This window comes from uncultured Lutibacter sp. (genome assembly GCF_947493565.1).
Classification (GTDB): domain Bacteria; phylum Bacteroidota; class Bacteroidia; order Flavobacteriales; family Flavobacteriaceae; genus Lutibacter; species Lutibacter aestuarii.
The window spans coordinates 1-23904 of record NZ_CANLRG010000004.1; the positions used below are offsets into that span (position 1 = coordinate 1).

The 23904-nt window shown below is 29.3% G+C and carries 24 protein-coding genes and 1 tRNA gene; 17 read left to right on the top strand and 8 right to left on the bottom strand.

Annotated features, from left to right (window positions below):
• The first annotated feature begins 261 nt into the window (after window positions 1-261).
• The 4 genes from thrS (at window position 262) to rplT (ending at window position 3507) form a co-directional block, all read left to right on the top strand.
• Window positions 262-2202 (top strand): threonine--tRNA ligase, encoded by a 1941-nt coding sequence (thrS, locus tag Q0714_RS05570; RefSeq protein ID WP_298263388.1) that lies wholly within the window; start codon window positions 262-264, stop codon window positions 2200-2202.
• Between the two features lie 67 nt (window positions 2203-2269).
• Window positions 2270-2785, top strand: coding sequence for a translation initiation factor IF-3 (gene infC, locus Q0714_RS05575; protein WP_298263779.1), 516 nt, complete (start codon window positions 2270-2272; stop codon window positions 2783-2785).
• An 84-nt stretch (window positions 2786-2869) separates the two neighbouring features.
• Window positions 2870-3067, top strand: coding sequence for a 50S ribosomal protein L35 (gene rpmI / locus Q0714_RS05580; protein ID WP_298263390.1), 198 nt, complete (start codon window positions 2870-2872; stop codon window positions 3065-3067).
• A 95-nt stretch (window positions 3068-3162) separates the two neighbouring features.
• Window positions 3163-3507, top strand: a complete 345-nt coding sequence (rplT, locus tag Q0714_RS05585; protein WP_298263391.1) for a 50S ribosomal protein L20 — start codon at window positions 3163-3165, stop codon at window positions 3505-3507.
• Window positions 3508-3568: 61 nt separating this feature from the next.
• On the opposite strand, the gene Q0714_RS05590 is transcribed toward rplT, so the two are convergent.
• Both Q0714_RS05590 and prfA read right to left on the bottom strand, forming a co-directional pair.
• Window positions 3569-5200 carry an ABC-F family ATP-binding cassette domain-containing protein gene (locus Q0714_RS05590; RefSeq protein ID WP_298263397.1) on the bottom strand — a complete coding sequence of 544 codons (1632 nt, stop codon included), beginning with the start codon at window positions 5198-5200 and terminating at the stop codon, window positions 3569-3571.
• Between the two features lie 135 nt (window positions 5201-5335).
• Window positions 5336-6412 carry a peptide chain release factor 1 gene (gene prfA / locus Q0714_RS05595; RefSeq protein WP_298263399.1) on the bottom strand — a complete coding sequence of 359 codons (1077 nt, stop codon included), beginning with the start codon at window positions 6410-6412 and terminating at the stop codon, window positions 5336-5338.
• Between the two features lie 387 nt (window positions 6413-6799).
• On the opposite strand from prfA, the gene Q0714_RS05600 reads away from it, so the two are divergent.
• Window positions 6800-7453, top strand: a complete 654-nt coding sequence (locus Q0714_RS05600; RefSeq protein ID WP_298263401.1) for an ATP-binding cassette domain-containing protein — start codon at window positions 6800-6802, stop codon at window positions 7451-7453.
• On the opposite strand, the gene Q0714_RS05605 is transcribed toward Q0714_RS05600, so the two are convergent.
• The 3 genes from Q0714_RS05605 to Q0714_RS05615 form a co-directional block, all read right to left on the bottom strand.
• Window positions 7450-8628, bottom strand: coding sequence for an AIR synthase related protein (locus Q0714_RS05605; RefSeq protein ID WP_298263402.1), 1179 nt, complete (start codon window positions 8626-8628; stop codon window positions 7450-7452). The two genes, Q0714_RS05600 and Q0714_RS05605, sit on opposite strands and share 4 nt — an antisense overlap.
• 143 nt (window positions 8629-8771) lie before the next feature.
• Window positions 8772-10958, bottom strand: a complete 2187-nt coding sequence (locus tag Q0714_RS05610) for a glutamine synthetase III (protein ID WP_298263403.1) — start codon at window positions 10956-10958, stop codon at window positions 8772-8774.
• Between the two features lie 183 nt (window positions 10959-11141).
• Window positions 11142-12077 carry a calcium/sodium antiporter gene (locus Q0714_RS05615; protein WP_298263405.1) on the bottom strand — a complete coding sequence of 312 codons (936 nt, stop codon included), beginning with the start codon at window positions 12075-12077 and terminating at the stop codon, window positions 11142-11144.
• A gap of 146 nt (window positions 12078-12223) precedes the next feature.
• Here Q0714_RS05615 and Q0714_RS05620 point away from each other — a divergent pair, with 146 nt between their 5' ends.
• The 5 genes from Q0714_RS05620 (at window position 12224) to Q0714_RS05640 (ending at window position 16097) form a co-directional block, all read left to right on the top strand.
• Window positions 12224-12583, top strand: a complete 360-nt coding sequence (locus tag Q0714_RS05620) for a BlaI/MecI/CopY family transcriptional regulator (protein WP_298263407.1) — start codon at window positions 12224-12226, stop codon at window positions 12581-12583.
• 5 nt (window positions 12584-12588) lie between these two features.
• Window positions 12589-14295: a M56 family metallopeptidase gene (locus Q0714_RS05625; RefSeq protein WP_298263408.1), complete on the top strand. Its 1707-nt coding sequence runs from the start codon at window positions 12589-12591 to the stop codon at window positions 14293-14295.
• Between the two features lie 6 nt (window positions 14296-14301).
• A complete protein-coding gene (locus tag Q0714_RS05630; protein ID WP_298263410.1) occupies window positions 14302-15321 on the top strand; it encodes a carboxypeptidase-like regulatory domain-containing protein in 1020 nt (339 codons plus the stop codon).
• Window positions 15322-15838: 517 nt separating this feature from the next.
• Window positions 15839-15988: an SsrA-binding protein gene (locus Q0714_RS05635; RefSeq protein WP_298263411.1), complete on the top strand. Its 150-nt coding sequence runs from the start codon at window positions 15839-15841 to the stop codon at window positions 15986-15988.
• A gap of 35 nt (window positions 15989-16023) precedes the next feature.
• Window positions 16024-16097, top strand: a tRNA-Arg gene (locus Q0714_RS05640).
• A gap of 310 nt (window positions 16098-16407) precedes the next feature.
• On the opposite strand, the gene Q0714_RS05645 is transcribed toward Q0714_RS05640, so the two are convergent.
• The 3 genes from Q0714_RS05645 to Q0714_RS05655 form a co-directional block, all read right to left on the bottom strand.
• Entirely contained in the window at window positions 16408-17070 is a 663-nt protein-coding gene (locus Q0714_RS05645) for a hypothetical protein (protein WP_298263412.1), read from the bottom strand.
• A gap of 153 nt (window positions 17071-17223) precedes the next feature.
• Window positions 17224-17682: a GNAT family N-acetyltransferase gene (locus Q0714_RS05650; RefSeq protein WP_298263413.1), complete on the bottom strand. Its 459-nt coding sequence runs from the start codon at window positions 17680-17682 to the stop codon at window positions 17224-17226.
• A 126-nt stretch (window positions 17683-17808) separates the two neighbouring features.
• A complete protein-coding gene (locus Q0714_RS05655) occupies window positions 17809-19296 on the bottom strand; it encodes a S41 family peptidase (protein WP_298263414.1) in 1488 nt (495 codons plus the stop codon).
• 895 nt (window positions 19297-20191) lie between these two features.
• On the opposite strand from Q0714_RS05655, the gene Q0714_RS05660 reads away from it, so the two are divergent.
• The 7 genes from Q0714_RS05660 (at window position 20192) to Q0714_RS05690 (ending at window position 23893) form a co-directional block, all read left to right on the top strand.
• Window positions 20192-20431, top strand: coding sequence for a type II toxin-antitoxin system ParD family antitoxin (locus tag Q0714_RS05660; RefSeq protein ID WP_298263415.1), 240 nt, complete (start codon window positions 20192-20194; stop codon window positions 20429-20431).
• On the top strand, window positions 20424-20717 hold the full coding sequence (locus Q0714_RS05665; RefSeq protein ID WP_298263416.1) for a type II toxin-antitoxin system RelE/ParE family toxin: 294 nt from the start codon (window positions 20424-20426) through the stop codon (window positions 20715-20717). Before Q0714_RS05660 ends, Q0714_RS05665 begins: the two co-directional genes overlap by 8 nt.
• 148 nt (window positions 20718-20865) lie before the next feature.
• Complete coding sequence (locus Q0714_RS05670) at window positions 20866-21447, top strand: Crp/Fnr family transcriptional regulator (RefSeq protein ID WP_298263418.1); 582 nt, start codon at window positions 20866-20868, stop codon at window positions 21445-21447.
• 57 nt (window positions 21448-21504) lie between these two features.
• On the top strand, window positions 21505-21834 hold the full coding sequence (locus tag Q0714_RS05675; RefSeq protein WP_298263419.1) for a hypothetical protein: 330 nt from the start codon (window positions 21505-21507) through the stop codon (window positions 21832-21834).
• Between the two features lie 4 nt (window positions 21835-21838).
• Window positions 21839-22417, top strand: coding sequence for an NAD(P)H-dependent oxidoreductase (locus Q0714_RS05680; protein ID WP_298263420.1), 579 nt, complete (start codon window positions 21839-21841; stop codon window positions 22415-22417).
• A gap of 43 nt (window positions 22418-22460) precedes the next feature.
• A complete protein-coding gene (locus Q0714_RS05685) occupies window positions 22461-23630 on the top strand; it encodes an FAD-dependent monooxygenase (RefSeq protein ID WP_298263422.1) in 1170 nt (389 codons plus the stop codon).
• Window positions 23627-23893: a hypothetical protein gene (locus Q0714_RS05690; protein ID WP_298263423.1), complete on the top strand. Its 267-nt coding sequence runs from the start codon at window positions 23627-23629 to the stop codon at window positions 23891-23893. The genes Q0714_RS05685 and Q0714_RS05690 overlap by 4 nt, the downstream gene beginning before the upstream one ends.
• Window positions 23894-23904: the final 11 nt, after the last annotated feature.

The following is a 23904-nucleotide window of genomic DNA, read 5'->3' on the forward strand; positions in this document are numbered from 1 at the left end:
ACCCATTCCCTTGTTAGCGGCTGCAAATATACCACTCTTTTTTATTCCTATACAAACTTTTTTTAACCTTTTTTTGAGAAAAATTTAACTTCAAGTTTACTTCTCTGAAAGTATGGCTTTTAACTTCTAAAAAATTGAAACTTAATTTTCAATACTTTTACATATCTTTTCGATAATATCTATAACATGTAATATGGTATAAGAAAAACGTATTGCGCATCTGATAGTTTTCTAATATCTTTGCACTTCTAATAAAAAAATATGATTCAAATAACATTACCAGACGGTTCTAAAAGAGAATTTAAAAGAGGAAGCACTCCAATGGATGTTGCAAAATCTATAAGCGAAGGATTTGCTCGAAATGTAATTTCGGCACAATTTAATGATACTACTATTGAGACTTCAACACCGCTTAATGAGGATGGCAGTTTAATTCTTTATACATTTAATGATACTGAAGGTAAAAAAGCTTTTTGGCACTCTTCGGCTCATGTACTTGCGCAAGCTATTCAACATTTGTATCCAAATGTAAAGTTAACCATAGGACCAGCTATTGAAAATGGCTTTTATTATGATATTGATTTTGGTAATAATATAGTTTCAGAAAAAGATTTTCCAACTATTGAAAAGAAATTCTTAGAATTGGCTAGAGGAAAACATGAATTTAAGATGCGTGAAGTTAGTAAAGCTGATGCACTTTTAAAATATAAAAAAGAAGAAAATCAATATAAGGTAGAGTTAATAGAGAATTTAAATGATGGTGAGATTACTTTTTGTGATCATTCAGACTTTACTGATTTATGTCGTGGAGGACACATTCCCAATACAGGTATTATTAAAGCCGTTAAAGTAATGAGTGCTGCTGGTGCTTATTGGAGAGGAGATGAAAAAAACAATCAATTAACCAGAATTTATGGTGTTTCTTTTCCTAAACAAAAAATGCTTACAGAGTATTTAGAGTTGTTAGAAGAAGCCAAACAGCGCGATCATAGAAAATTAGGAAAAGAATTAGAACTGTTTGCCTTTTCTTCAAAAGTAGGACAAGGATTACCTCTTTGGTTGCCTAAAGGTGCTGCTCTAAGAGATCGATTAGAAAGTTTTTTAAAGAAAGCTCAGAAAAAAGCTGGGTACGAAATGGTAATGACTCCTCATATTGGTCAAAAAGAATTATACGTTACTTCTGGACATTATGAAAAATATGGAGAAGACAGTTTTCAACCTATACACACTCCAAAAGAAGGTGAAGAGTTTTTATTAAAACCTATGAACTGCCCGCACCACTGTGAAATTTTTAACCATAAACCTTATTCATATAAAGAATTACCTAAAAGATTTGCCGAATTTGGTACCGTTTATAGATATGAACAAAGTGGAGAGTTACATGGATTGACTCGTGTAAGAGGGTTTACTCAAGACGATGCGCATATTTTTTGCACACCTGACCAATTAGATCAGGAGTTTAAAAATGTAATTGACCTCTCATTGTATGTATTAAACTCTTTAAGTTTTGATAATTTTACAGCGCAAGTATCTTTAAGAGATAAAGAAAATAAAGATAAATATATAGGAAGCGATGAAAATTGGGAAAAGGCTGAAAATGCCATTATAAATGCTGCCAAAGAAAAAGGATTGGATTATGTAATTGAATATGGAGAAGCTGCTTTTTATGGCCCTAAGTTAGATTTTATGGTAAAAGATGCTTTAGGTAGAAGTTGGCAGCTTGGAACTATCCAAGTAGACTACAACTTACCTGAACGATTTGATTTAACTTATAAAGGAGCCGACAACCAATTACACAGACCTGTAATGATTCACCGTGCTCCATTTGGTTCAATGGAAAGATTCATTGCTGTTCTATTAGAACACACAGGTGGAAAATTCCCATTATGGCTAACTCCAGAGCAAGTTATTATATTGCCAATCAGTGAAAAATATCAAAAATATGCTGAAAAAGTTTTAGATTTGTTAGAAAATTCCGAAATTCGCGCCCTTATAGATGACAGAAGTGAAAAAACAGGTAGAAAGATTAGAGATGCTGAGTTAAATAAAATTCCATTTATGTTGATTGTTGGTGAACAAGAAGAAAAAGATGGAATTGTTTCTGTAAGAAAACAAGGAGAAGGAGACATAGGAACATTTTCAATAAATGATTTCGTATCTTTTTTAAATAAAGAAATAAATAGTACATTACAACAATTTTAAGTTTAATTTAAAATCTAAAGTCATAGCAATAAAAAGAAAATCAGGGGGAAGAAAACCTTGGAGAGTAATTAAAGAAGATCAACATAGAATTAATGAAAAAATAACTCATGTTGACGAAGTACGTTTAGTAGGTGATAACGTAGAAATTGGTGTATATCCATTAGCTAAAGCAAAATCACTTGCTAAAGAACAAGAACTAGATTTGGTTGAAATTTCACCAAAAGCGGTACCTCCGGTTTGTAAAATAATAGACTATAAAAAATTTCTATACGAACAAAAAAAGAGAGAAAAAGCCCAAAAAGCTAAAGCATCTAAAGTTGTAGTAAAAGAAATTAGATTTGGTCCAAATACTGATGAGCACGATTTTGAATTTAAAAAGAAACATGCTTTAAAGTTTTTACAAGATGGTGCTAAGTTAAAAGCATTTGTGTTTTTTAAAGGAAGATCTATTATTTATAAAGATCAAGGACATATTTTACTTTTAAGATTAGCTACAGAACTTGAAGAATACGGAAAAGTTGAGCAAATGCCTAAATTAGAAGGTAAACGTATGATTATGTACATTGCTCCAAAAAAGAAATAATACTTCGATTGTTTAAAATAATCAAATTAAAGATTACTTTTGCACTCGAAAAAATATTAAGCAAGATAAAAAAGTAGAAGAAAGATGCCTAAAATGAAAACAAAATCTAGTGCTAAGAAGCGTTTTAAGCTTACTGGTTCTGGAAAAATTAAAAGAAAACACGCTTTCAAAAGTCACATTTTGACTAAGAAAAGTAAAAAACGTAAATTAAAGTTAACTCACGCTGGTTTAGTTCATAAATCAGATGAAGCTAACATTTTACAACAGTTAACTTTAAAATAATAAAGTTACAGGGAATTTAATTATTAACCTTGGAGTAGTGCCAATACAAGTTCAAATATTAGATTTGACGCCTACTACAAAAAAACAAACGAATTATGCCAAGATCAGTAAATTCAGTTGCTTCAAGAGCTAGAAGAAAAAAGATATTGAAGCAAGCAAAAGGTTACTTTGGACGTAGAAAAAACGTTTACACAGTAGCAAAAAATGCGGTTGAAAAAGGAATGCTATATTCTTACAGAGACCGTAAAAACAAAAAAAGAACTTTCCGTGCTTTATGGATTCAACGTATTAACGCTGGAGCTCGTCAGTATGGAATGTCTTACTCACAGTTTATGGGTAAAGTAAAAGCTAATAATATTGAATTGAACCGTAAGGTACTTGCAGATTTAGCGATGAACAATCCAGAAGCTTTTAAGGCAATTGTTGATACCGTAAAATAGATTTTTTAATTTCTTGCTTATATATAAAAAACCCAATCTTTCGATTGGGTTTTTTAGTTGTTTATTTCTCAATTTCCCTTAAACTCTCCATTTTTTTATGTTCCATAAAACTAGTGATAGTTTCAAAATGTTCTTTAACACGTTTATTCCCAAACTCGAAAACCTTTTCAGCTAAACCATCTAAAAAATCTCTATCATGAGATACTAAAATTAATGTACCATCAAAATCTTTCAATGCTTTTTTAATAATATCTTTGGTTCTCATATCTAAATGATTTGTAGGTTCATCTAAAATTAGAACATTTACAGGTTCCAACAATAATTTAATCATTGCCAAACGTGTTTTCTCACCTCCCGAAAGTACTTTAACTTTTTTACTGGTATTGTCTCCACTAAACATAAAGGCGCCTAATAAATCTTTTATTTTTGTTCTAATATCTCCTACTGCTATTTGATCAATGGTTTCAAAAACCGTTAATTCTTCATCTAATAATGATGCTTGATTTTGTGCGAAATAACCAATTTTTGCATTATGTCCTACCTCTAAACTTCCTTCAAAATCTATTTCTCCCATAATTGCTTTAATCATGGTTGATTTTCCTTCTCCATTTTTTCCTACAAATGCAACTTTTTGCCCTCGTTCAATTACCAAATTAGCATTTGTAAAAACTATATGTTGGTCATAGTTTTTAGATAATTCATTTACAACAACAGGATATTGACCACTTCTTGGAGCTGGTGGAAATTTTAATCGTAAAGCCGATGAATCTACCTCATCAACTTCAACCAGTTGTAATTTCTCTAGCATTCTAACTCTGGATTGTACTTGATTAGTTTTTGAATAAGTCCCTTTAAAACGTTCAATAAATTCCATATTTTCAGCAATCATTTTTTGCTGTTCATCATAGGCTTTTTGTTGATGTTCTCTTCTATCTTTTCGCAATTCTAAATAATGGGTATAATTGGCTTTATAATCATAAATTCGCCCCATTGTTACCTCAATAGTTCTATTGGTAATATTATCTACAAAAGCTCTATCGTGTGAAATTACAATGACTGCTTTGGCTGAATTGATTAAGAAATCTTCTAACCATTGCACACTTTCAATGTCGATATGATTGGTGGGTTCATCTAATAAAATTAAATCTGGCTTTTGTAATAAAATTTTAGCCAATTCAATTCTCATTCTCCATCCTCCTGAAAATTCGGAAGTAGCACGAGTAAAGTCTTTACGCTCAAACCCTAATCCCTTTAATACTTTTTCAACTTCGGCTTCATAGTTAATTTCTTCAATAGCATAAAATTTTTCACTTAATTCAGAAACGCGCTCAATCAAAGTCATGTATTCATCACTTTCATAATCTGTTCTAACGGTTAAAGTTTCATTAATTTTATCTATTTCACTCTTCATTTCAAATATTTCAGCAAATGCTTTGGAAGTTTCTTCAAAAACTGTAGCCTCATCTTTTGTCAATAAATGTTGTGGTAAATATGCTATTTTTGTTTCTTTTGGCGCTGAAATATTTCCAGTATTTGGCTTATTTACGCCTGCAATTATTTTTAATAGGGTAGATTTTCCAGCCCCATTTTTCCCCATCAAAGCAATTTTATCATTTTCATTTATTGAAAATGATACGTTACTAAATAATGTGGTTCCTCCAAACTGTACTGAAATATCGTTAACTGTTATCATTTTACTAAATTATTTTTGAAAGGCGCAAATATACATGGTTTGATTAACTTATTAATGATGAAATTTTTTGATTTTGACACAAAAAAAGCAAGAATAAAAATATTCTTGCTTTAAATGTTTTGAGAAACAAAAAAATTAAAGTACTTCTCCTAACTCTTTTAACTTTTCTGTATTTTCAGCAAGTTTCAATTCTTCAATAATTTTGTGAATATCACCGTTAATTACATTTTGTAAATCGTATAAGGTTAGCCCAATTCTATGTTCAGTTACACGACCTTGCGGATAGTTGTATGTTCTAATTTTTGCTGAACGATCTCCACTAGCCACCAAAGAATTTCTTTTAGCAGAATCTTCAGCTAATTTTTTCTCCAATTCTTGTTCATATAAACGAGAACGAAGTACTTTCATCGCTTTGTCTTTATTTTTATGTTGCGATTTTTGATCTTGACATTGCGCTACCAATCCAGTAGGAATATGAGTTAAACGAACTGCAGAATAAGTCGTATTTACAGATTGCCCCCCTGGACCTGAAGCACAGAAATAATCTACCCGAATATCACTAGGTTTTAGCTCCACATCAAACTCTTCAGCTTCTGGCAATACCATTACTGTAGCAGCTGAAGTATGAACACGTCCTTGAGTTTCGGTTTGTGGCACACGTTGCACACGATGAACACCAGATTCAAACTTCATATCACCGTAAACATCAGTTCCTGAAACACTAAAAATAATTTCTTTAAATCCTCCAGAAGTTCCTTCACTAATATCTTCAACTTCTGTTCTCCAACCTTTATCTGAACAGTATTTTGTATACATTCTATACAAATCACCTGCAAAAATACTTGCCTCATCACCTCCAGTACCAGCTCTAATTTCAACAATGACATTTTTAGCATCTTCAGGGTCTTTTGGAATAAGCATAAATTTTATTTTTTCCTCTAACTGAGGAATTTTTTCGTTAGCCTCTTCCAATTCCATTTTAGCCATCTCTGTCATCTCTTCGTCTGATCCATCGGCTATAATTTCTTTTGCTTCTTCAATATTACTTAACAACCGTTCGTATTCGTTAATAACATCTATTACCGTACTTAAATCTTTGTATTCTTTATTGATGGCGATATAACGTTTTTGATCCGAAATAATATCTGGCTGGATAATTAAATCGGAAACTTCATCAAATCGTTGTTTTACTATTCTTAACTTATCTAACATGTATTTTTTTAATTGGAATGCAAATTTACAATAATTTCTTGAGAATTATCAATTCAATATTTGTTACCTTTATCAAATTAGTATTAAACTATCTATGAAAAAGATTCGGTTATTTTTGAAATATTATCAATCAATAGCTATAATCCCAAGTATTGCAACATTGTTTTTTAGTTTTCAAATAAAAAGTTTGGGAATTAGCTTTTTAATCGCTGCGGTATTTTCAAAATTGTTTATTTTAATCATGATTTGGTTTCTTGAATGGATGAACAATCGGAAAAAAGAAAACTTATATTTTTATTTTAATAGTGGAATAACTCAAATTCAATTATACACTAGTACTTTTTTAATAGATACTATCATTTTATTTATATTTACATTTATAGTTTTATGGATTTTTTAGAAATTGATAGTGTAGAAATATCATTTAAGAATAAACCAATTTTAAATGGAATTTACTTAAAAGCTGAACAAGGAACTGTTACTGGAATTTTTGGGAATAATGGTTGTGGTAAAAGCACATTGCTTCGAATTATTTTTGGAGAATTACAACCTTCTTTTAAATCTTTAAGAATAAATGGAAAACGATTTTCTAAACCTTTTTTAACCTCTAATGAAGTAAAATACTTGCCTCAGTTTCATTTTATCCCTAAATCAATGACAGTCCAGAATGCATTTTATCATTCTAATATTGATATAAATAACTTTTACACACTTTTCCCTGAACTTATTAACTTAAAAAATCAGAAATTCAAATTACTTTCAGGTGGAGAAAAAAGAATCATTGAAACCTTTTTAATATTAAAATCAAATGCAAAATTTATTTTGCTCGATGAGCCTTTTTCACATATAGCTCCAGTGTATATTAATCGTATTATAAATTTAATACATAAAGAAAAACAACATAAAGCGATTATTGTTACCGATCATATGCATAAATATATTATTGATATAACTGATACATTATATTTATTAAAAGATGGTTGGTCTAAAGAAATCAAAAACTTAAGTGATTTAGAATTATATAGGTATCTGAATTTTTAATACTCAAAAACTCCATATTCACTTTTAATGGTCAACTTTTTAGTTTCAGAAGCTTCTACCCTACCTATAATTTGAGCATTTACATTAAAACTTTTAGAAATAGCCATTAAATCATCTGCTATTTCAGGCGAAACATACAATTCCATACGGTGACCACAATTAAATACTTGATACATTTCTTTCCAATCCGTATTACTTTGCTCTTGAATTAATTTAAAAAGCGGTGGTACCGGAAACATATTGTCTTTAACAATATGTAAATTGTCAACAAAATGAAGAATTTTTGTTTGTGCTCCACCACTACAATGCACCATTCCATGAATGTTATTTGAAGTATATTTTTCCAATATTTTTTTTATGATTGGTGCATAAGTTCTTGTTGGGGAAAGAACTAATTTTCCTGCATCAATTGGAGCGTTTTCTACAGAATCAGTTAATTTCATTTCTCCTGAATACACTAAATCTTCAGGAACTGCTGCATCAAAACTTTCTGGGTATTTTTTTGCTAAATACTTATTAAAAACATCGTGACGAGCTGAAGTTAATCCGTTAGACCCCATTCCTCCATTATATCCATTTTCATAAGTTGCTTGACCAAAAGATTCTAAACCAACAATTACATCACCCGGTTTAATATTTGCATTATCGATAACATCCGTTCTTTTCATACGGGCAGTTACGGTAGAATCTACAATTATAGTTCTCACCAAATCTCCAACATCAGCTGTTTCACCTCCAGTTGAATGAATTTCAACTCCAAATTCTTTTAAATCACTCAACAACTCTTCAGAGCCATTAATAATTGCAGAAATTACCTCTCCTGGAATTACATTTTTATTTCTCCCAATTGTAGAAGAAAGCATAATATTATTGGTAGCACCAACACATAATAAATCATCAATATTCATAATCAATGCATCTTGAGCGATGCCTTTCCATACAGAAATGTCTCCAGTTTCTTTCCAATACATATAAGCTAATGACGATTTTGTTCCTGCTCCATCTGCGTGCATTATTAAACAATAATTTTCATCTCCTGTTAAATAGTCTGGTACAATTTTACAAAATGCTTTTGGAAACAATCCTTTATCAACATTTTTTATAGCATTATGTACATCTTCTTTTGATGCTGACACTCCTCTTTGACTGTACCTTTTACTTATTTCTGAACTCATTAGTGTGTTGTTATATTGTTTTGCAAAAGTAATTTTTAATTTTCAATTAATGAAACATAAAAAAACTGAATCAACCATTTGCATTTTAATAAAAAATAAAAAATCCTGCTATTATGCAGGATTTTTGTTTTTGATTTTAAAAGTTATCTTGTAAATAGTAACTCTCTATATTTAGTTAATGGCCATAATTCATCATCAATCATCAACTCCAGTTTATCACAGTGATATCTGATTTCTTCAAAAAATGGTTTTACTTTAAAGCAATAAGCATCTGCCTTTTTTACTGCATCTTCAATATTATTTGCTTTTTTACGAGCATCAATCATAGCGTCAACTTTAGCATGTATTACTTCAATATGCTCAGATATTTTCTTTATTAATTTGATTTGTTCTCCAGCTTGTTTTTCAAAATCTTTTCCAAAAATATCCTTCAATCCCACTACATTTTCAATAAGCATATTTTGATAACGAACAGCCGTTGGAATTACATGGTTACCTGCAATATCTCCTAAAACACGAGATTCTATTTGAATACGCTTCGTATATTCTTCAATCTCAATTTCATAACGAGCTTCAACCTCTACCGGACTCATTACATTCATTTCATCAAATAAAGCAATGGTTTTTTTAGAAATTCTAGCTTTTAAAGCTTCTGGTGTGGTTTTATTATTGCTAAGCCCACGTTTTTTTGCTTCTTTTTCCCAAGCTTCACCATAACCATTACCTTCAAACAATACATTTCTTGATGCTTTAATATACTCTCTAAGTACATTAAAAATAGCTTCATCCTTCTTTAAATCTTTAGTTTCAATTAGCACATCAACTTCACCTTTAAATTCTTTTAATTGTTTGGCTACAATCGTATTTAAAACGGTCATTGGATTTGCACAGTTTGCGGTTGATCCAACTGCTCTAAATTCAAACTTATTACCAGTAAATGCAAATGGAGAAGTTCTATTTCTATCGGTATTATCTAACAATACGTCTGGAATTTTACCAACAACATTTAATTTAAGATCAGTTTTTTCTTTCGGAGAAAGTTTTCCATTAGTTACGCCTTCTAATTCAGCTAAAACTTTTGTTAATTGTTCTCCTATAAAAACTGAAATAATTGCTGGTGGAGCCTCGTTTGCTCCTAATCTATGATCATTACTAGACGAAGCAATAGCTGCTCTTAACAACTCTTCATTATCGTACACTGCCTTTATTGTGTTGATAAAGAATGTTAAAAATTGAAGATTGCTCATTGGAGTTTTACCTGGTGCTAATAAATTTATTCCAGTATTTGTTGATAATGACCAGTTATTATGCTTTCCTGAACCATTTACTCCTGCAAATGGTTTTTCATGTAGTAATACTTTTAAATTATGACGTGACGCCACTTTCCCCATAACATCCATCAATAAAGAGTTATGGTCTACTGCTAAATTAGACTCTTCATAAATTGGCGCTAATTCAAACTGATTAGGAGCTACCTCATTATGACGAGTTTTTACCGGAATACCCAAAAGCATACATTCAGTTTCTAAATCTCTCATATAATTTAAAGCTCTACTTGGAATAGACCCAAAATAATGATCGTCTAACTGCTGCCCTTTTGCAGGAGAGTGTCCTAAAAGAGTTCTTCCTGTTAAAGTAATATCTGGCCTGCTATTAGCTAACGCTTTATCAATTAAAAAGTATTCTTGCTCCCATCCTAAAGATGAAGTCACTTTTTTTACATTTTTATCAAAATATTTACAAACTGCTGTTGCAGCGTCATCTACTGCGTGCAAGGCTCTTAATAAAGGTGTTTTATAATCTAATGCTTCACCTGTGTATGATACAAATACCGTTGGAATACATAAAGTTGTTCCATAAATATATGCTGGTGATGTTGGATCCCAAGCAGTATAACCACGTGCTTCAAAGGTATTTCTAATTCCTCCATTTGGGAAACTTGAAGCATCTGGTTCTTGTTGAACTAGCTGACTTCCTCCAAATTTTTCAATTGCCATACCATCTCCAATAGTTTCAAAAAAAGCATCATGCTTTTCTGCAGTTGCTCCTGTTAATGGCTGAAACCAATGTGTGTAGTGTGTAACTCCTTTAGACAATGCCCATTCTTTCATAGAAGAAGCCACTTGGTCTGCTATTTTACGGTCAATCTTTGTCCCATGTTTTACTGCATTTATCACACCTTTAAATGCTTCCTTAGTCAAATATTGACGCATGGTGTTTTCATTAAATACATTCAATCCAAAAAGTTCTGATCTTCTAGTATCTTCAACAACTTTAATTGGTTTTCTATTTGAAGCTTCCTTTAAAGCTTGAAATCTAATTTTAGACATTTTAATTAATTTAGAATTAATACACTATTTTTAACAGTGCAAATCTAACTTAAAAATGATTTAAAAAAAAATTACCCCCTAAAAAAATAGGGGTAATGTTTAAATATTTTAAATTTTGTTAATAACCACCTCTATTTTTAGATGATTATTACTTTTAAACTACAATTTTTTAAATTTTCAAAATTAATAAAACATCTTAAAAACAAATATAGCATATAAGGCTCCTAAAATTAAACCTTCTTTCCAACCCAATTTCATTTTAGTCGGTACAAAATTAAGTGGTAAAACCAACAATGAAATAGCTAACATCCAAAAAATATCATTCGATAATAATCCACTATCTGTAATTTTTATAGGAGTAATAATTGATGTCAACCCAAGTACAGCTAGAATATTAAATACATTTGACCCTATTAAATTTCCTAAAGAAATTGCTTTTTCTTTTTTTAAGACTGCAATTACTGATGCTGCTAATTCTGGAATACTTGTTCCAATAGAGACCACAGTAACCCCAATTATTCGCTCACTAACATTAAAGTTTTCAGCCAAACCAACAGCACCATTTATTAACAATTCTGAACCAGCCCATAATCCTACTCCTCCAATTACCAAAAAAAGTACATCTTTATATAATGGTAATTCTACATCATCCTCGGGCAATTCGTCAACAACTGCAGGTTTTTGAAATCTTAATAAATAAATTAAAAATATTATCAAAAAAGAAAATAGTATAATTCCTTCATAGCGCTGTAACTCACCATCAAAAACAATAAACCCATATAATAATAAAGAAGCTATCATCATTACCGGCCAATCTGTTTTATAAAAACTCTTTTCTACACTTATTGTAGAAAGTATAATGGTAATTGCTAACACCAAACCTAAATTTGCAATATTTGAGCCTATAACATTTCCAAAGGCAATATCTGCATGTCCTTCTAAAGCTGATTTTACGCTCACAATTAATTCAGGTGCAGATGTTGCAAAAGATACAACAGTCATTCCAATCACAATTTTTGGAATTTGCAAACGCAATGAAAAACCTACTGCAGATTTTAACAACCAGTTTCCTCCTAAAATTAAAAACACCAACCCAATAACAACCAAAAGTAAATTCATTAAATAATATTTTTTGCAAATATATAAGATTTTAAAAGGCTACAACAACATTAAACCAATTTGAAAAACTTAAGGTTTTGTTAAATAACTATTTTTATAGTTGCACAACTAATTTAATAGTTTATATTTGATAAAAAATATTAGTCATGGATAAACTAACTAACAAAGAAGAGGAAATAATACACGTTTTATGGAAGTTAAAAAAGGCATTTGTAAAAGAAGTTGTTGCTGAGTTACCTAAACCTAAACCACACTACAATACCGTATCAACTGTTATAAGAAAAATGGAAGACAAAGGTTTTATTAAGCATGAGACTTTTGGAAATACTCATAGGTACTACCCTGCCATTTCAAAAGAAGACTATAGAAAAAGATTCTTTTCAACAGCAATTCAAAATTATTTTGAAGATTCTTATAAAAATGTAGTTTCTTTTTTTGCTAAAGAAGAAAAAATTAGTGCTGATGAACTTAGGGAAATTATAAAAATTATTGAAAGTAAAAAATAAATATTATGGATTATTTACTTAAAGCCAGTGGATTGGTAATTTTATTATTTTTATTTTACCAACTTTTTTTAAAAAATGAAACCTTTTTTAAATCCATAAGATCCTATTTTTTAATTGGTTTACTAATTGTAATATCTCTGCCATTAATTGAAGTACCTATTTACGTTGAGAATGTTGCTAATCAGTTTAACAATATAGAATTTGTTGAAACTTCTAATCAAATTGTAAAAGATCCACAAATAAATTGGATCTTCATAATTAGCAGTATATACTTAATAGGTGTACTCTTTTTTTTACTTAAGTTTTTATTTCAATTAATTTCTTTAGGCTATTTAATAGCAAAACATCCTGCTGTAAAAGAAGATAAATATTATTTTATTGAAACTTCTAAAAACATTTCACCATTTTCATTTTTCAATATTATTATTTTTAATAATGAAAAATTTACTTCTGAAGAATTAGAGCAAATAATAAACCATGAAAAAGCCCATGCCATACAATGGCACTCGCTTGATACACTGCTTGCTCATATTTTAGTAATTGTATTATGGTTCAACCCTTTTGTTTGGCTTTTTAAAAAAGCTGTAGAACAAAATTTAGAATATTTAGCAGATAAATATGCATTAGAATTAGCTGAAAATCATAAACTCTATCAATTTACCTTACTAAAAACAAGTCAGATATCCTATTGTGCTGACATTACAAATAATTTTTACAATTCATTAATTAAAAAACGAATCATTATGCTACACAAAAACCCATCCACTAATAGAAACCAATGGAAATACGCTTTATTAATTCCGTTGTTAACAGCGTTTGTATTTATATTCAATACCAAAACAATTGCTCAAGAAAAAAAACTAGTACAACTTGAAGAAGTTAACAAACTTAAAGTTGAATTAGTTATAGATAAAAATTCAAAAGAAGAGACTTTAAAAAAAGAACAAACATTTTTCGAAAAAGAGTTCAATGTTAATTTAACTTTTAAAGGAATTAAAAGAAATTCGGAAGGAGAAATTACAGCAATTAAAATTACAGCCAAATCTAAAGGAAGTCAAGCCAATTATTCCATTTCTGGAGACACTCCTATTAATCCTATTAAAATTTCTTACGATTCAGAAAACGATGATTTGCAGATTGGCAACGGAAAAATGGTTTACCAAAAAGGTTATGCATATAAAATTCAAGAAAATGGTAACACCCAGATAACAAAACATAAAAATAACAAAGGAAATTATGTCGTAGTAACCTCTGACGGAGAAAATGTTAAACTACATTCTAAAGATGACAATGTAGTAGTTGAAACAGAAAAAATTGTGATTAGAAAAAAAGGGGATAAAACTTGGGTTGACAAAAATGAAAATAAAGAAATTAAGGTAGAAGTCATCAAATCTAAAGATGGTAATGAAGTTGTAAAAATCATTGAAGAGGTTAATGAAGACAATGCCAGTGAACAAATTTATATTATCGAAACTGACGATGAAAAAGGGAAAAACTATAAAGTTACTAAAAAAGAAAACTTTGTATTCATAGGTGACAATGAAAAAGAGCCTTTAATTTATATTGATGGGAAAGAAGCATCAAAAAAAGAAATGGATAAACTTGCCCCTAATAAAATTAAAAAAATTGAAGTATTAAAAGGAGAATCAGCCACAGAAAAATACGGTAAAAAAGCAAAAGATGGTGTTATTTTAATAACTACTAAGAATTAATTATTTATGAAAAAATGCTTCATACTGTTTACTTTATTTTTTATTAGTTTCATAAATTACGCTCAAACAATTTCTGGAACTATTTATAACAAAACTACAAATGAAGTCTTACCTGGAGCATCTATATATTTAAATGGAACCACTATTGGAGATGTTAGTGATTTTAATGGTTATTTTGAATTAAATTTAGCTAAAATTACTAACACTCCATTAATTATAAGCTATACAGGTTTTAAAACTATTTTAATTGCATCAAAAGACCTTTCTAAAAAACTTAAAATATATTTAGAAGAAGAAACTCAACAACTTAATGAAGTAATTATATCACCCGATAAATGGAGCAGAAAAAAAAAGTTGCAAATATTTAAAAATGAATTTTTGGGTACATCTGAAAATGCAAAATATTGTACCATTGAAAATGAAAAAGATATACAACTTATGTACAATGATGCAACCAAAACTCTTTCGGCATATTGTAACCAACCAATTATTATAAAAAATAAATTTTTAGGCTACCAAATAAACTATAATTTAACAGAATTTGAAGTCAAATTTCATACAAGCTTAAATGGCTTTAGACTTATTAAAAGTGTTTATAACGAGGGGTATAGCTTTTTTAAAAATTTACGAAAAAAAGTAACATCTAAAACAATCAAAAATAGAAAAAAAGCATATAATGGATCTTCTATCCACTTTATGAAATCTTTAGCAAATAAACGTTTAACTGAAAATAAGTTTGAAATCTATTATAAAAGTTGGCCAACGCTACCTTATAAATATTTTACACTACATACTCAAAATGGATTAACCAAAGTAAATGTTAACGTTGAAAGTTTAGACATACTTTACAACAAAACTGACCAATCTAAAATACAATTTCAATTAAAAAATGGGAGTGGTGTTTTTTATATTGATAAAAATGGTAACCATATGCCACCTAAGGCAATCTCTTGGGCTGGTAATTTATCCTTAAAAAGAATCTCTGATATGCTTCCCCTCGATTATGATTTAACAAAAAAGCAATAACCATAACAATTTAAAATTCTAAAGAGTTAAAATTATTAATAGTTACAAACTTAAAAATAATCAAATTGATCTTTTTTACTAGCTTTTATAATCAAAATTCCATTACTTTAAAAAAATACAGATAAAACCCCCTTTACTTACTTACTATTTAAAACTTAAAACACATTTTAAATTACTATTTAAAACTTATTTGTAGAATAAAAGTAACAACAACAAATCATTTTTATTATTTAATTTCAAATTGAAAGTCAAATTGATAAATTCTTATTAAAATATTTGTAACATAGGATAAAATTATCATATCTTAAAATTAGAATTAATTCAACAACTAATTTATTAACCTTTAAAACTTAAAATATGATAACAATTTTTATGGTAATTATTCAATTAATACTTAATTTAATTAGCTATCTAATTTAATAGTTCCTTTTTTAAAATTCTATTTATAACAATCGATTGTTTTTACAGAAAAGATTCCAAGTTTTGTGGAATTTTTTTTATTCTGTACTTTTACTTAATGAAAAAAGAACTTTTTAAATTTTTAGCTAAAGTTAATAAAGCAACACTTCCAAGCTTTACGAAAAAAAGATTAGATATGGCCAAAGCTAAAAAATGGCAACTTGCTATTATTGGATGGCGATATTTTGTTACAAAAAATAGTTTGTAAATAATTAAAAAATATTATATTTGCACCCTCAAAACGGCCTCGTGGCGCAACTGAATAGCGCATCTGATTACGGCTCAGAAGGTTACAGGTTTGAATCCTGTCGAGGTCACTTTTAAAGCTCTTAAAGAGTTCTAAATCCCTGCAATTTCTATATTTGTAGGGATTTGTCGTTTTTATACAATCATTTAATTTGATGCTAAATGATCACGAATCAATTCATACCAATTTAGCATTCCTTTATCGATACAATTCCATAGATTTTTTTATCGCTTTTTCTAGGATATTTGATTTAGCCATGGCTTCGTTGAAATTACTTCTTTTCCATTTTTAAAATTACGTAGCAAATTGTTAGTTGAATGCTTGTTGTTTTGCTATTTAGTTAAATGTAAGCATAAATTTTATGAGGTGTTGTAATGCATTTAATTAAAATATATTGGGAAAGCGTATCCTCCCCAGTATTCAGTGTTTAGTCCTTTATATTTTGATGGAATAAAAGTTACTATCTCATTAAATATTCTTTCTATTTCAAATTTTAGTTCATCTGGTTTGTCTTTTATAGCTTTAATTTCAAATTTTCCATTTTTATTAATGTTGAATATTAATAAGATTTTTTGGTTTTTATAATTTTTTATAACCTTTGATTTTTTACTTTCTTTTAAAAATAGCGATGTTAATTTTGGATTTAATTTTGAGTCTATATTTATAGGTAGTTCTTTGTCTTTAAAAATGAATTTAGGTTCAGAGTCAACATCCTCCTTAAACATAAATTCACTATATTCAATTTGTCCACAATATTTTAGGACTAATTCTCGTGCTCCATAATCTTTAAGTTTATATCCTTTTTGCCAAAGTTTACAAGCTTTGCTTTTATTATTTAATCTTAATTCTGTTGCTGCTAAATTGAATAAAACATCTTTATTCAGAGAGTCAATTTTAAGTGCTTTTTCAAATAGTTCATTAGCTTTTATAATATTATTATTTTGAAATTCCTCTGAACCTAATTCAATAAGTTTGTTTATTTCACTCTCCTGTGAAAAAATAAGGTTTGATGTAATTAAAATAAGTATTAAAATCTTTTTCATAAATGTGTTACAACTTGTTACATTCTTATACCATAACATTTACCCCTATTTTTATTAAAGAATAAGTGTTTTTTATGGTGCAATTTTTGTTTGTTAAATATACTCATTTTAAGGTTTAGAATTATTCTATTTTAGTGAATCCAACAATTTTGGTTATACATTATTACTTGCTGTACTTTTATTTTTCCAGTTTTCAAATGTCATTTCAAATTTTATTTCTCCTTTTCCGTGAGTTCCAACTTTTTTCCAACCCGATTTTCTATAAAAAATTTCTGCTCTTGTGTTAGGTGCAGTTCCCAACCAAACATTTTTAGAAGTTTTATTAAAGTACCAATTTAACATCAAGTCATGCAATTGTCTTCCAATTCCTTGTTTGTCATGGTTAGGGTGTACAAATAGTGCCCAAATATTATTTTCTTTTAAGTCCACTATTGAAAATCCAACAATTTGATTGTCAATTTCACACACCCAACCTTTTCCTCTTTTTGTAATAAATTCCAAACAATCAGCATCAGTTACTAATTCAGGATTTGACAGTGTATTTTCGGTTACAGAATTTCTTACTACTTGAATCTGTTTTATATCGGCTTTATTTGCTTCTCTAAAAGTCATTTTTATTTAAATTTTAATCTTCAACTATGTTTTGTATTATATTGATATAGGTTTAATCTTATGTTTGTTAATATTCAATTTGTTTGATTTTAGTGCTTTATCTCGCATTACACTTATACAATGTAGCTACAGTTTTTTTATTTTTTCAATGGCAAAATTCAGCTGAGTATCTTTATTGTTTATAAAGTCTTCATAAGACTGACCAATTTTAAAATCGGGTATAACACCATCACCAAATTTTTCATCTGGCAATTCTTTAACATCTTGTTTAAGGTCAACAACTGAAAATGTTAATAGAAATTTTGAGTTTGGAAGTTCGTAAGTCATTGGCATATGTCCTGTATGACCGTAATATCCTCCCATTGTTTCTTCCCCAATGATTATTGGATCTTCATCACTTTTCATCCAACTCGAGAAATGTGAACCTGCTGAAGCTACAAACGGGTCAATCAACAAAACGATCTCTCCTTGAAAAGCATTTGTGTTAGGCTTCCACACTTCATTAAACTTAGGAGTTTGATAGTATTTATTGTTATTGAATACAGCATGTGTTTCTTTAAAGAAATTTGTTAAATCTTCAACGTCATCATAGATGTAATATTCTTGAAAAGGGATCTCTTGAAATAATGTGTATGCTGAAATATTTTCCTGAAACGTTCTTTGTGTTAAATATGAATAAAGAAGCAATATGTTTATACCATTTCCCCCACCGTTTCCGCGAATGTCAACAATTAGGTTTTTTACTTCTTGGTTTTTAATTGTTACGAATACAGAATCTAAAAAAGCAGCATATTTTTTATGTCCTTCCGTTTCTAATTCGCCCATTGCAAAGGATTTAACAGTTAAAAATCCTGTTTTTACACTATCTATAAATTTATAGGAGTATTCTTTATTGTTCTGAACTTCTAATTTTTTAGAGTGCCTGTTATTAAAATTTTCATAAAAGTCGGAATAGGTAGTGCTTTTAACTTTTATCTTTTCGATTTCGTTGGAGTTATATTGTTTGTATTCAATAGTGTATTCTTCTTGTTTTCCTAATGCAAAGTAAATGTATGACGGTAAATAATCTGTTTCAACCCACTTGTATTTCCCCGATTTATTATAACCGTCTGTACTTCTGTATTTTGAAACTTGTCCTAAAAAACTTTTTGCCTTTATGTTGTTAACAGAGATTATTTCGCTTCCAAGAGGAATGTTTTCGTATGCGAGATTTGTAAATAACTTTCCGTCAATATATTTTAAAGGAATTGGAAAAAATATTTTCTCTTTGCTTAAACTATCAAATAGCGAATTTGAGAAATCGAGATGGTTGTGACAACTGCCTGTATAGTCAATTACATTCCATAATAGATTATAAAATTCTCTGTATGATAAACTGTCTGTTATTTTTGCCTTATTTTCTGTAAAAGCACTGTCAATTTGGTACTTTGAACGGTACTTGTAAAGCCCGGAATTTGCTTTTTGATAAATGGCTTCAAATGTGTTAAAGTCTTTAAGTATTTCTTGTTTTGATAAGGATTTATTCTCTTTTAAGTTTTGATTTTTATTTCCGTTTTTACAAGAAATCAATAAAATTAAACTTGATAGAATGGTAAGCTTTATAATAATTTTCATTGCTTTGTTTGTTAAAATTGTAGTTAACTTTTTATATACTTATAGCATATACGTTTATTCTTTTAACTTAAAATAAATGTACTTTTTATGTTTATGCTTTGATGTTGCAATTTTTGGGTTGTTAAATTTAGCTATTTTACAATTAAGAGCCAATTTATTTTATAAGACTAAGCACTTTTGGTTATATCTTGGTGGTTAATTATTTATTCAAAATCCAAACAATCATATTTTTAAACTTCAAAAGAGTAATAAATAACATTTGAATTAAAAGATTCCTATAAATTAGCTTTTCACCATGACAATGTTTAGTGTCATACTCAAAATAAGTACGGGTTTACCATTCCGTTAATATTTATTAAATTTAGATGTTTAAATCACTCCATTAACCAAATATATAAATTGTAATTAATAGTTTTCAATCTTGAATAAATGTTACATAAATTTAAATATCAGGTATAAAAAAACAGAAATACTCCCTGTTTGCTTTTTTCACCATTTAACATAGAGCGATAACCATTTATATCATTTTTAAAAACCTTGTGTTTCTTGCATAAATAACAACTTACATCTAGGTTGTTTTGGAAACATCTATTCCTACACTTTCTTGATAATTTTTCATACTTTCATATTTATTTATTAAAATTATGTTGCATAAACTATTTCTTTTAATGGGTTCTGATAACCTAGTATTCCAATTGGTTCTAAGAAAAGAGAACTAGCATGTCTAATTAGCCTATTATCTTAAAGACTGTTTTAGTTCTCCTCTTTTCTTCTCTAATTTAATGAATGTTAAATAAAGAAGACCATTGGCAACAATAATGAATGACTTTAAAACTGAAAACTAAAATTTAGATTAGATGCATTTTTGATGTATATTTACATCAAAATAAAAATTATGGCAAGACAAAGTATTTCATTTACTGAACCAAATGATGATTGGTTAAAAGCTCAAATTGAAAGTAAAGAATATTCAAGTAAAAGTGAATTAGTTAATGATTTGATTAGACAAGCAAGGCAACAACAAGCTCAAATAGATTGGATTAGCTCTAAACTGGAAAGAGCTGAAAAAAGTGGATTCACTTCTGATTCTAAAAAGCAAATTTTAGCTCAATCAAAATCTTTATTGAATGGCTAATTATAGGCTGAGTAATACAGCAAAAGAAGATTTAATAAGAATTCATCATTACAGAATAAGAACATTTGGAGAAACACAAGCAGATGACTATTTTAATTTCTTTTTTGAATATTTTGATAGGATTTCAAAAAGTCCGTATTCATTTGAATCAGTTGATTATATTAGAATAGGATATAGAAAATGTGCTTGTGGTTCAGATTCAATTTATTTTAAGATAAATGAGAATGATAAAGTTGTTGAGATTATAGCAATAATTGGACGTCAAGATTTGAAAAATCTGTTATAAAAATTATAGTTTCCAACACCACACAAAAAAAACTTCATTCACTAAATTAAAATATTTTTAAACCTTAAAATGAGTATATTTAACAAGCAAAAAATTACAAAAACCAAATCACAACTTTGGTTCTACTAAACCATAGCCAATTAAGAAAATGAACATAGAACTTCTTTTTAAAAAATTAGAACAATCATATTCTTCTCTTACCAAAGAATGTCAAAATGAATTCATTAAAAATTGTGAGATTAAAACTTTTAGAAAAGGAGAAGTTGTCGTACGAGAAGGTCAGTATTCTAAAAAGGCTTATTTAATTATAAATGGTTGTGCAAGAGCATACTATTTAAAAGATGGGAAAGACATATCAGACTGGTTCACTTTTGAAAATCAATTTATGGCTTCCATAGTAAGTTTTTTTAGCAAAGCACCTAGTCCTCATTATGTAGAGTTTGTAGAAGATTCAATGGCTCTTGAGTTTTCACAAGATACAGTTGAGAATCTCTCAAATAAGTATCATGATTTTGAACGGTTTATTAGTAAAGTTGTTACTGAAACTATGTTAGGTCTTTGTGAAAGATTGCATACCATCCAATTTTCTAAAGCAGAAGAAAGATATCAAAGCTTAATAAGTCTTTACCCTGACATTACACAAAGAATAGCTCTAACACATATTGCTTCATATTTAGGCATTACACTTGAAACGCTAAGCAGAATTCGCAACTCTAAAGTTCGAATTTGATTTATATCAAATGAAGATACTTCCATTAATCTGATCTTTGTATTAAAAGTTAAACAAATGGAAGAAAAAAAAACTATCAATAAATCAATTTGGGGAAAATGGTGGACATCTTTTAGAAAATGGTTCTACCCTGCTTGGCTTGTTTACGAAACAACCATTCGTTTCTACGAATATTCTTTATCTACCTATCAATATTTTTTGCTACAAGAACAATATTTTGGTTCAGAAATATCCCAATTAATAGCAATACTGGCTAGTAGTCTAACATTTGCTATATGCTTCTTTTTTTTAACAGTCCCAGCTTCCTTTGCGTTGTTTAAATATTTTAACACAAAAAAATTAGCACCTAATTTATTAATAGAACAAAAAGTAAAAACCTATTTCTAAACATATGAAAAAGATATTGGTTATTAATGGGCATCCTGATAAAGAAAGTTACAATTATGCACTATCTAATTCTTACATTAAAGGTGCTTTAACCACTAAAGCAACAGTTAAAACAATAAATATCCGAGAGCTAAACTTTAATCTAAATTTAGAGTTCGGATATAGAAAAAGAACTGAATTAGAACCCGACCTTAAGGAAGCTCAGGAAAAATTAAAATGGGCAAACCATATTGTTTGGGTTTATCCCATTTGGTGGGGCTCGGTACCAGCTATTATGAAAGGTTTTTTAGACAGGGTATTACTTCCTGGATTTGCGTTTCAAAAACGACAAAATTCGCTTTGGTGGGATAAGCTATTTATTTCTAAAACATCAAGAATAATTTGCACACTAGACCAGCCAAGTTGGTACTATAAGTGGTTTTATGGAAATCCCAATCACAACGCTATGAAAAAGTTAACATTAAAATTCATTGGAGTTAAGTCTGTTAAAATAACAACTATAGGTCCTATTAGACTCTCAAAAGATAAATTCCGGACAAAATGGCTAAAAAAGGTTGAAAAACTAGGAGAAAAGAACGCATAAAATAAAAACTAGGAGGTTTTGGTTATTAAAATAACATCATAAAATGAAAAACATATCAATTATTGGAGGAGGAATTGGTGGGTTAACCACAGCACTGTGCTTTGAAAAATTAGGCATAGAATATACTCTTTATGAAAAAGTAAATAAATTAAAAACAGTTGGGGCAGGAATATGGCTTTCACCAAACGCACTACAAGTTCTAGAATGGATTAACCCCAGCCTATTGCATAGCATACAACGTTCGGGAAATTCATTTAATAAAATTTTATTAACAAACCACAAACTACAGCCTATCCGAGACTCAAGTCAAGACTTTGTAAAAGATATGTTCGGCTACACCACATTAGCCATACATCGAGGGGTGTTACAGAAAATACTCTATTCCTTTATTAATAATAAAGCAAATATACAATTGAACAAGGGATTTGAATCGTATTTCCAAAACAGTGACCACTCATATACAATTAATTTTCACGATCAATCTACTCAGATAACCAATGTGATAATAGGTGCAGATGGAATTAACTCCAAGGTGAGACAACAAATATTTCCTAAAAGTAAACTTCGATATTCCGGACAAACCTGTTGGCGTGGAGTAGCTGACTTTGAGCTTGATAATAATCTGGTCTCTGCCGGATTTACACTTTGGGGCAAAAAACTTCAGTTTGGCGTTTCCAAACTGGAAAATGGAAAAACCTACTGGTTTGCCGTAATGCTAAGTGAACCCAATCTACAAGAGAATAGAGAAACTGTTAAAACTAAACTAATTGAATTGTTTTCTCAGCACCATCCTATTGTAACCACGTTAATACAAAACACTTCCGCCAACAAAATAATACGAGGCGATTTATCAGACCTAGAATGGATGAACAAATGGCATACCAACACCATTTGCTTAATTGGAGATGCTGCACATGCCATGACACCAGATTTAGGACAAGGTGGTGCACAGGCAATGGAAGATGCATTTTACCTATCCAATCTCATCCATCAATCAAACGCCTTTGATGTTGCATTCAACAATTTTTACAACCTTAGAAAAACGAAAGTAAAAAAGCTTGTGGAGCAATCACGATTAACCTCCAAAATGGCCATTACCAATAAACCATTGGAGTTACTTAGAAATATCATTTTGAAATATTCACCAGAAAAGGTTTTACAGAAACAAATGATAGAAACCTATACTATTGATAAAACTATATGTGGAGTATGAAAATAAGCAACGGAAGAGTTTTAATTTTTTTGGGTGTGGTACATTCTTTATTAGGTACATCACCCTATGTATTTGGCAAACAGTTTACAGGGTTTGCCCATAAATTCTATTTTAGAATAAGTGAAGGGCTCTATGAGCTTCCAATACTAAACAGTCAAATGAATTATGAAAACTTTTTCGCATTTTGGTTTTGTTATTTTGGACTATTACTTATTCCTTTAGGTTTTTTGGTTGAAGAAATAAAACAAAATTCACTCACCTAACCTCATAATAA

Bases quoted from the DNA above. Each gene is read 5' to 3' on its own strand.
- Q0714_RS05610 (WP_298263403.1), bottom strand. From the start codon at position 10,958: ATGTCTAAAATTAGATTTCAAGCTTTAAAGGAAGCTTCAAATAGAAAA.
- Q0714_RS05605 (WP_298263402.1), bottom strand. From the start codon at position 8,628: ATGAGTTCAGAAATAAGTAAAAGGTACAGTCAAAGAGGAGTGTCAGCA.
- Q0714_RS05675 (WP_298263419.1), top strand. From the start codon at position 21,505: ATGGAAGAAAAAAAAACTATCAATAAATCAATTTGGGGAAAATGGTGG.
- Q0714_RS05655 (WP_298263414.1), bottom strand. From the start codon at position 19,296: ATGAAAATTATTATAAAGCTTACCATTCTATCAAGTTTAATTTTATTG.
- Q0714_RS05650 (WP_298263413.1), bottom strand. From the start codon at position 17,682: ATGACTTTTAGAGAAGCAAATAAAGCCGATATAAAACAGATTCAAGTA.
- Q0714_RS05630 (WP_298263410.1), top strand. From the start codon at position 14,302: ATGAAAAAATGCTTCATACTGTTTACTTTATTTTTTATTAGTTTCATA.
- thrS (WP_298263388.1), top strand. From the start codon at position 262: ATGATTCAAATAACATTACCAGACGGTTCTAAAAGAGAATTTAAAAGA.
- Q0714_RS05645 (WP_298263412.1), bottom strand. From the start codon at position 17,070: ATGAAAAAGATTTTAATACTTATTTTAATTACATCAAACCTTATTTTT.
- Q0714_RS05665 (WP_298263416.1), top strand. From the start codon at position 20,424: ATGGCTAATTATAGGCTGAGTAATACAGCAAAAGAAGATTTAATAAGA.
- Q0714_RS05600 (WP_298263401.1), top strand. From the start codon at position 6,800: ATGGATTTTTTAGAAATTGATAGTGTAGAAATATCATTTAAGAATAAA.
- Q0714_RS05635 (WP_298263411.1), top strand. From the start codon at position 15,839: ATGAAAAAAGAACTTTTTAAATTTTTAGCTAAAGTTAATAAAGCAACA.
- Q0714_RS05620 (WP_298263407.1), top strand. From the start codon at position 12,224: ATGGATAAACTAACTAACAAAGAAGAGGAAATAATACACGTTTTATGG.
- Q0714_RS05685 (WP_298263422.1), top strand. From the start codon at position 22,461: ATGAAAAACATATCAATTATTGGAGGAGGAATTGGTGGGTTAACCACA.
- prfA (WP_298263399.1), bottom strand. From the start codon at position 6,412: ATGTTAGATAAGTTAAGAATAGTAAAACAACGATTTGATGAAGTTTCC.
- Q0714_RS05625 (WP_298263408.1), top strand. From the start codon at position 12,589: ATGGATTATTTACTTAAAGCCAGTGGATTGGTAATTTTATTATTTTTA.
- Q0714_RS05670 (WP_298263418.1), top strand. From the start codon at position 20,866: ATGAACATAGAACTTCTTTTTAAAAAATTAGAACAATCATATTCTTCT.
- rplT (WP_298263391.1), top strand. From the start codon at position 3,163: ATGCCAAGATCAGTAAATTCAGTTGCTTCAAGAGCTAGAAGAAAAAAG.
- Q0714_RS05615 (WP_298263405.1), bottom strand. From the start codon at position 12,077: ATGAATTTACTTTTGGTTGTTATTGGGTTGGTGTTTTTAATTTTAGGA.
- Q0714_RS05680 (WP_298263420.1), top strand. From the start codon at position 21,839: ATGAAAAAGATATTGGTTATTAATGGGCATCCTGATAAAGAAAGTTAC.
- rpmI (WP_298263390.1), top strand. From the start codon at position 2,870: ATGCCTAAAATGAAAACAAAATCTAGTGCTAAGAAGCGTTTTAAGCTT.
- Q0714_RS05660 (WP_298263415.1), top strand. From the start codon at position 20,192: ATGGCAAGACAAAGTATTTCATTTACTGAACCAAATGATGATTGGTTA.
- Q0714_RS05590 (WP_298263397.1), bottom strand. From the start codon at position 5,200: ATGATAACAGTTAACGATATTTCAGTACAGTTTGGAGGAACCACATTA.
- Q0714_RS05690 (WP_298263423.1), top strand. From the start codon at position 23,627: ATGAAAATAAGCAACGGAAGAGTTTTAATTTTTTTGGGTGTGGTACAT.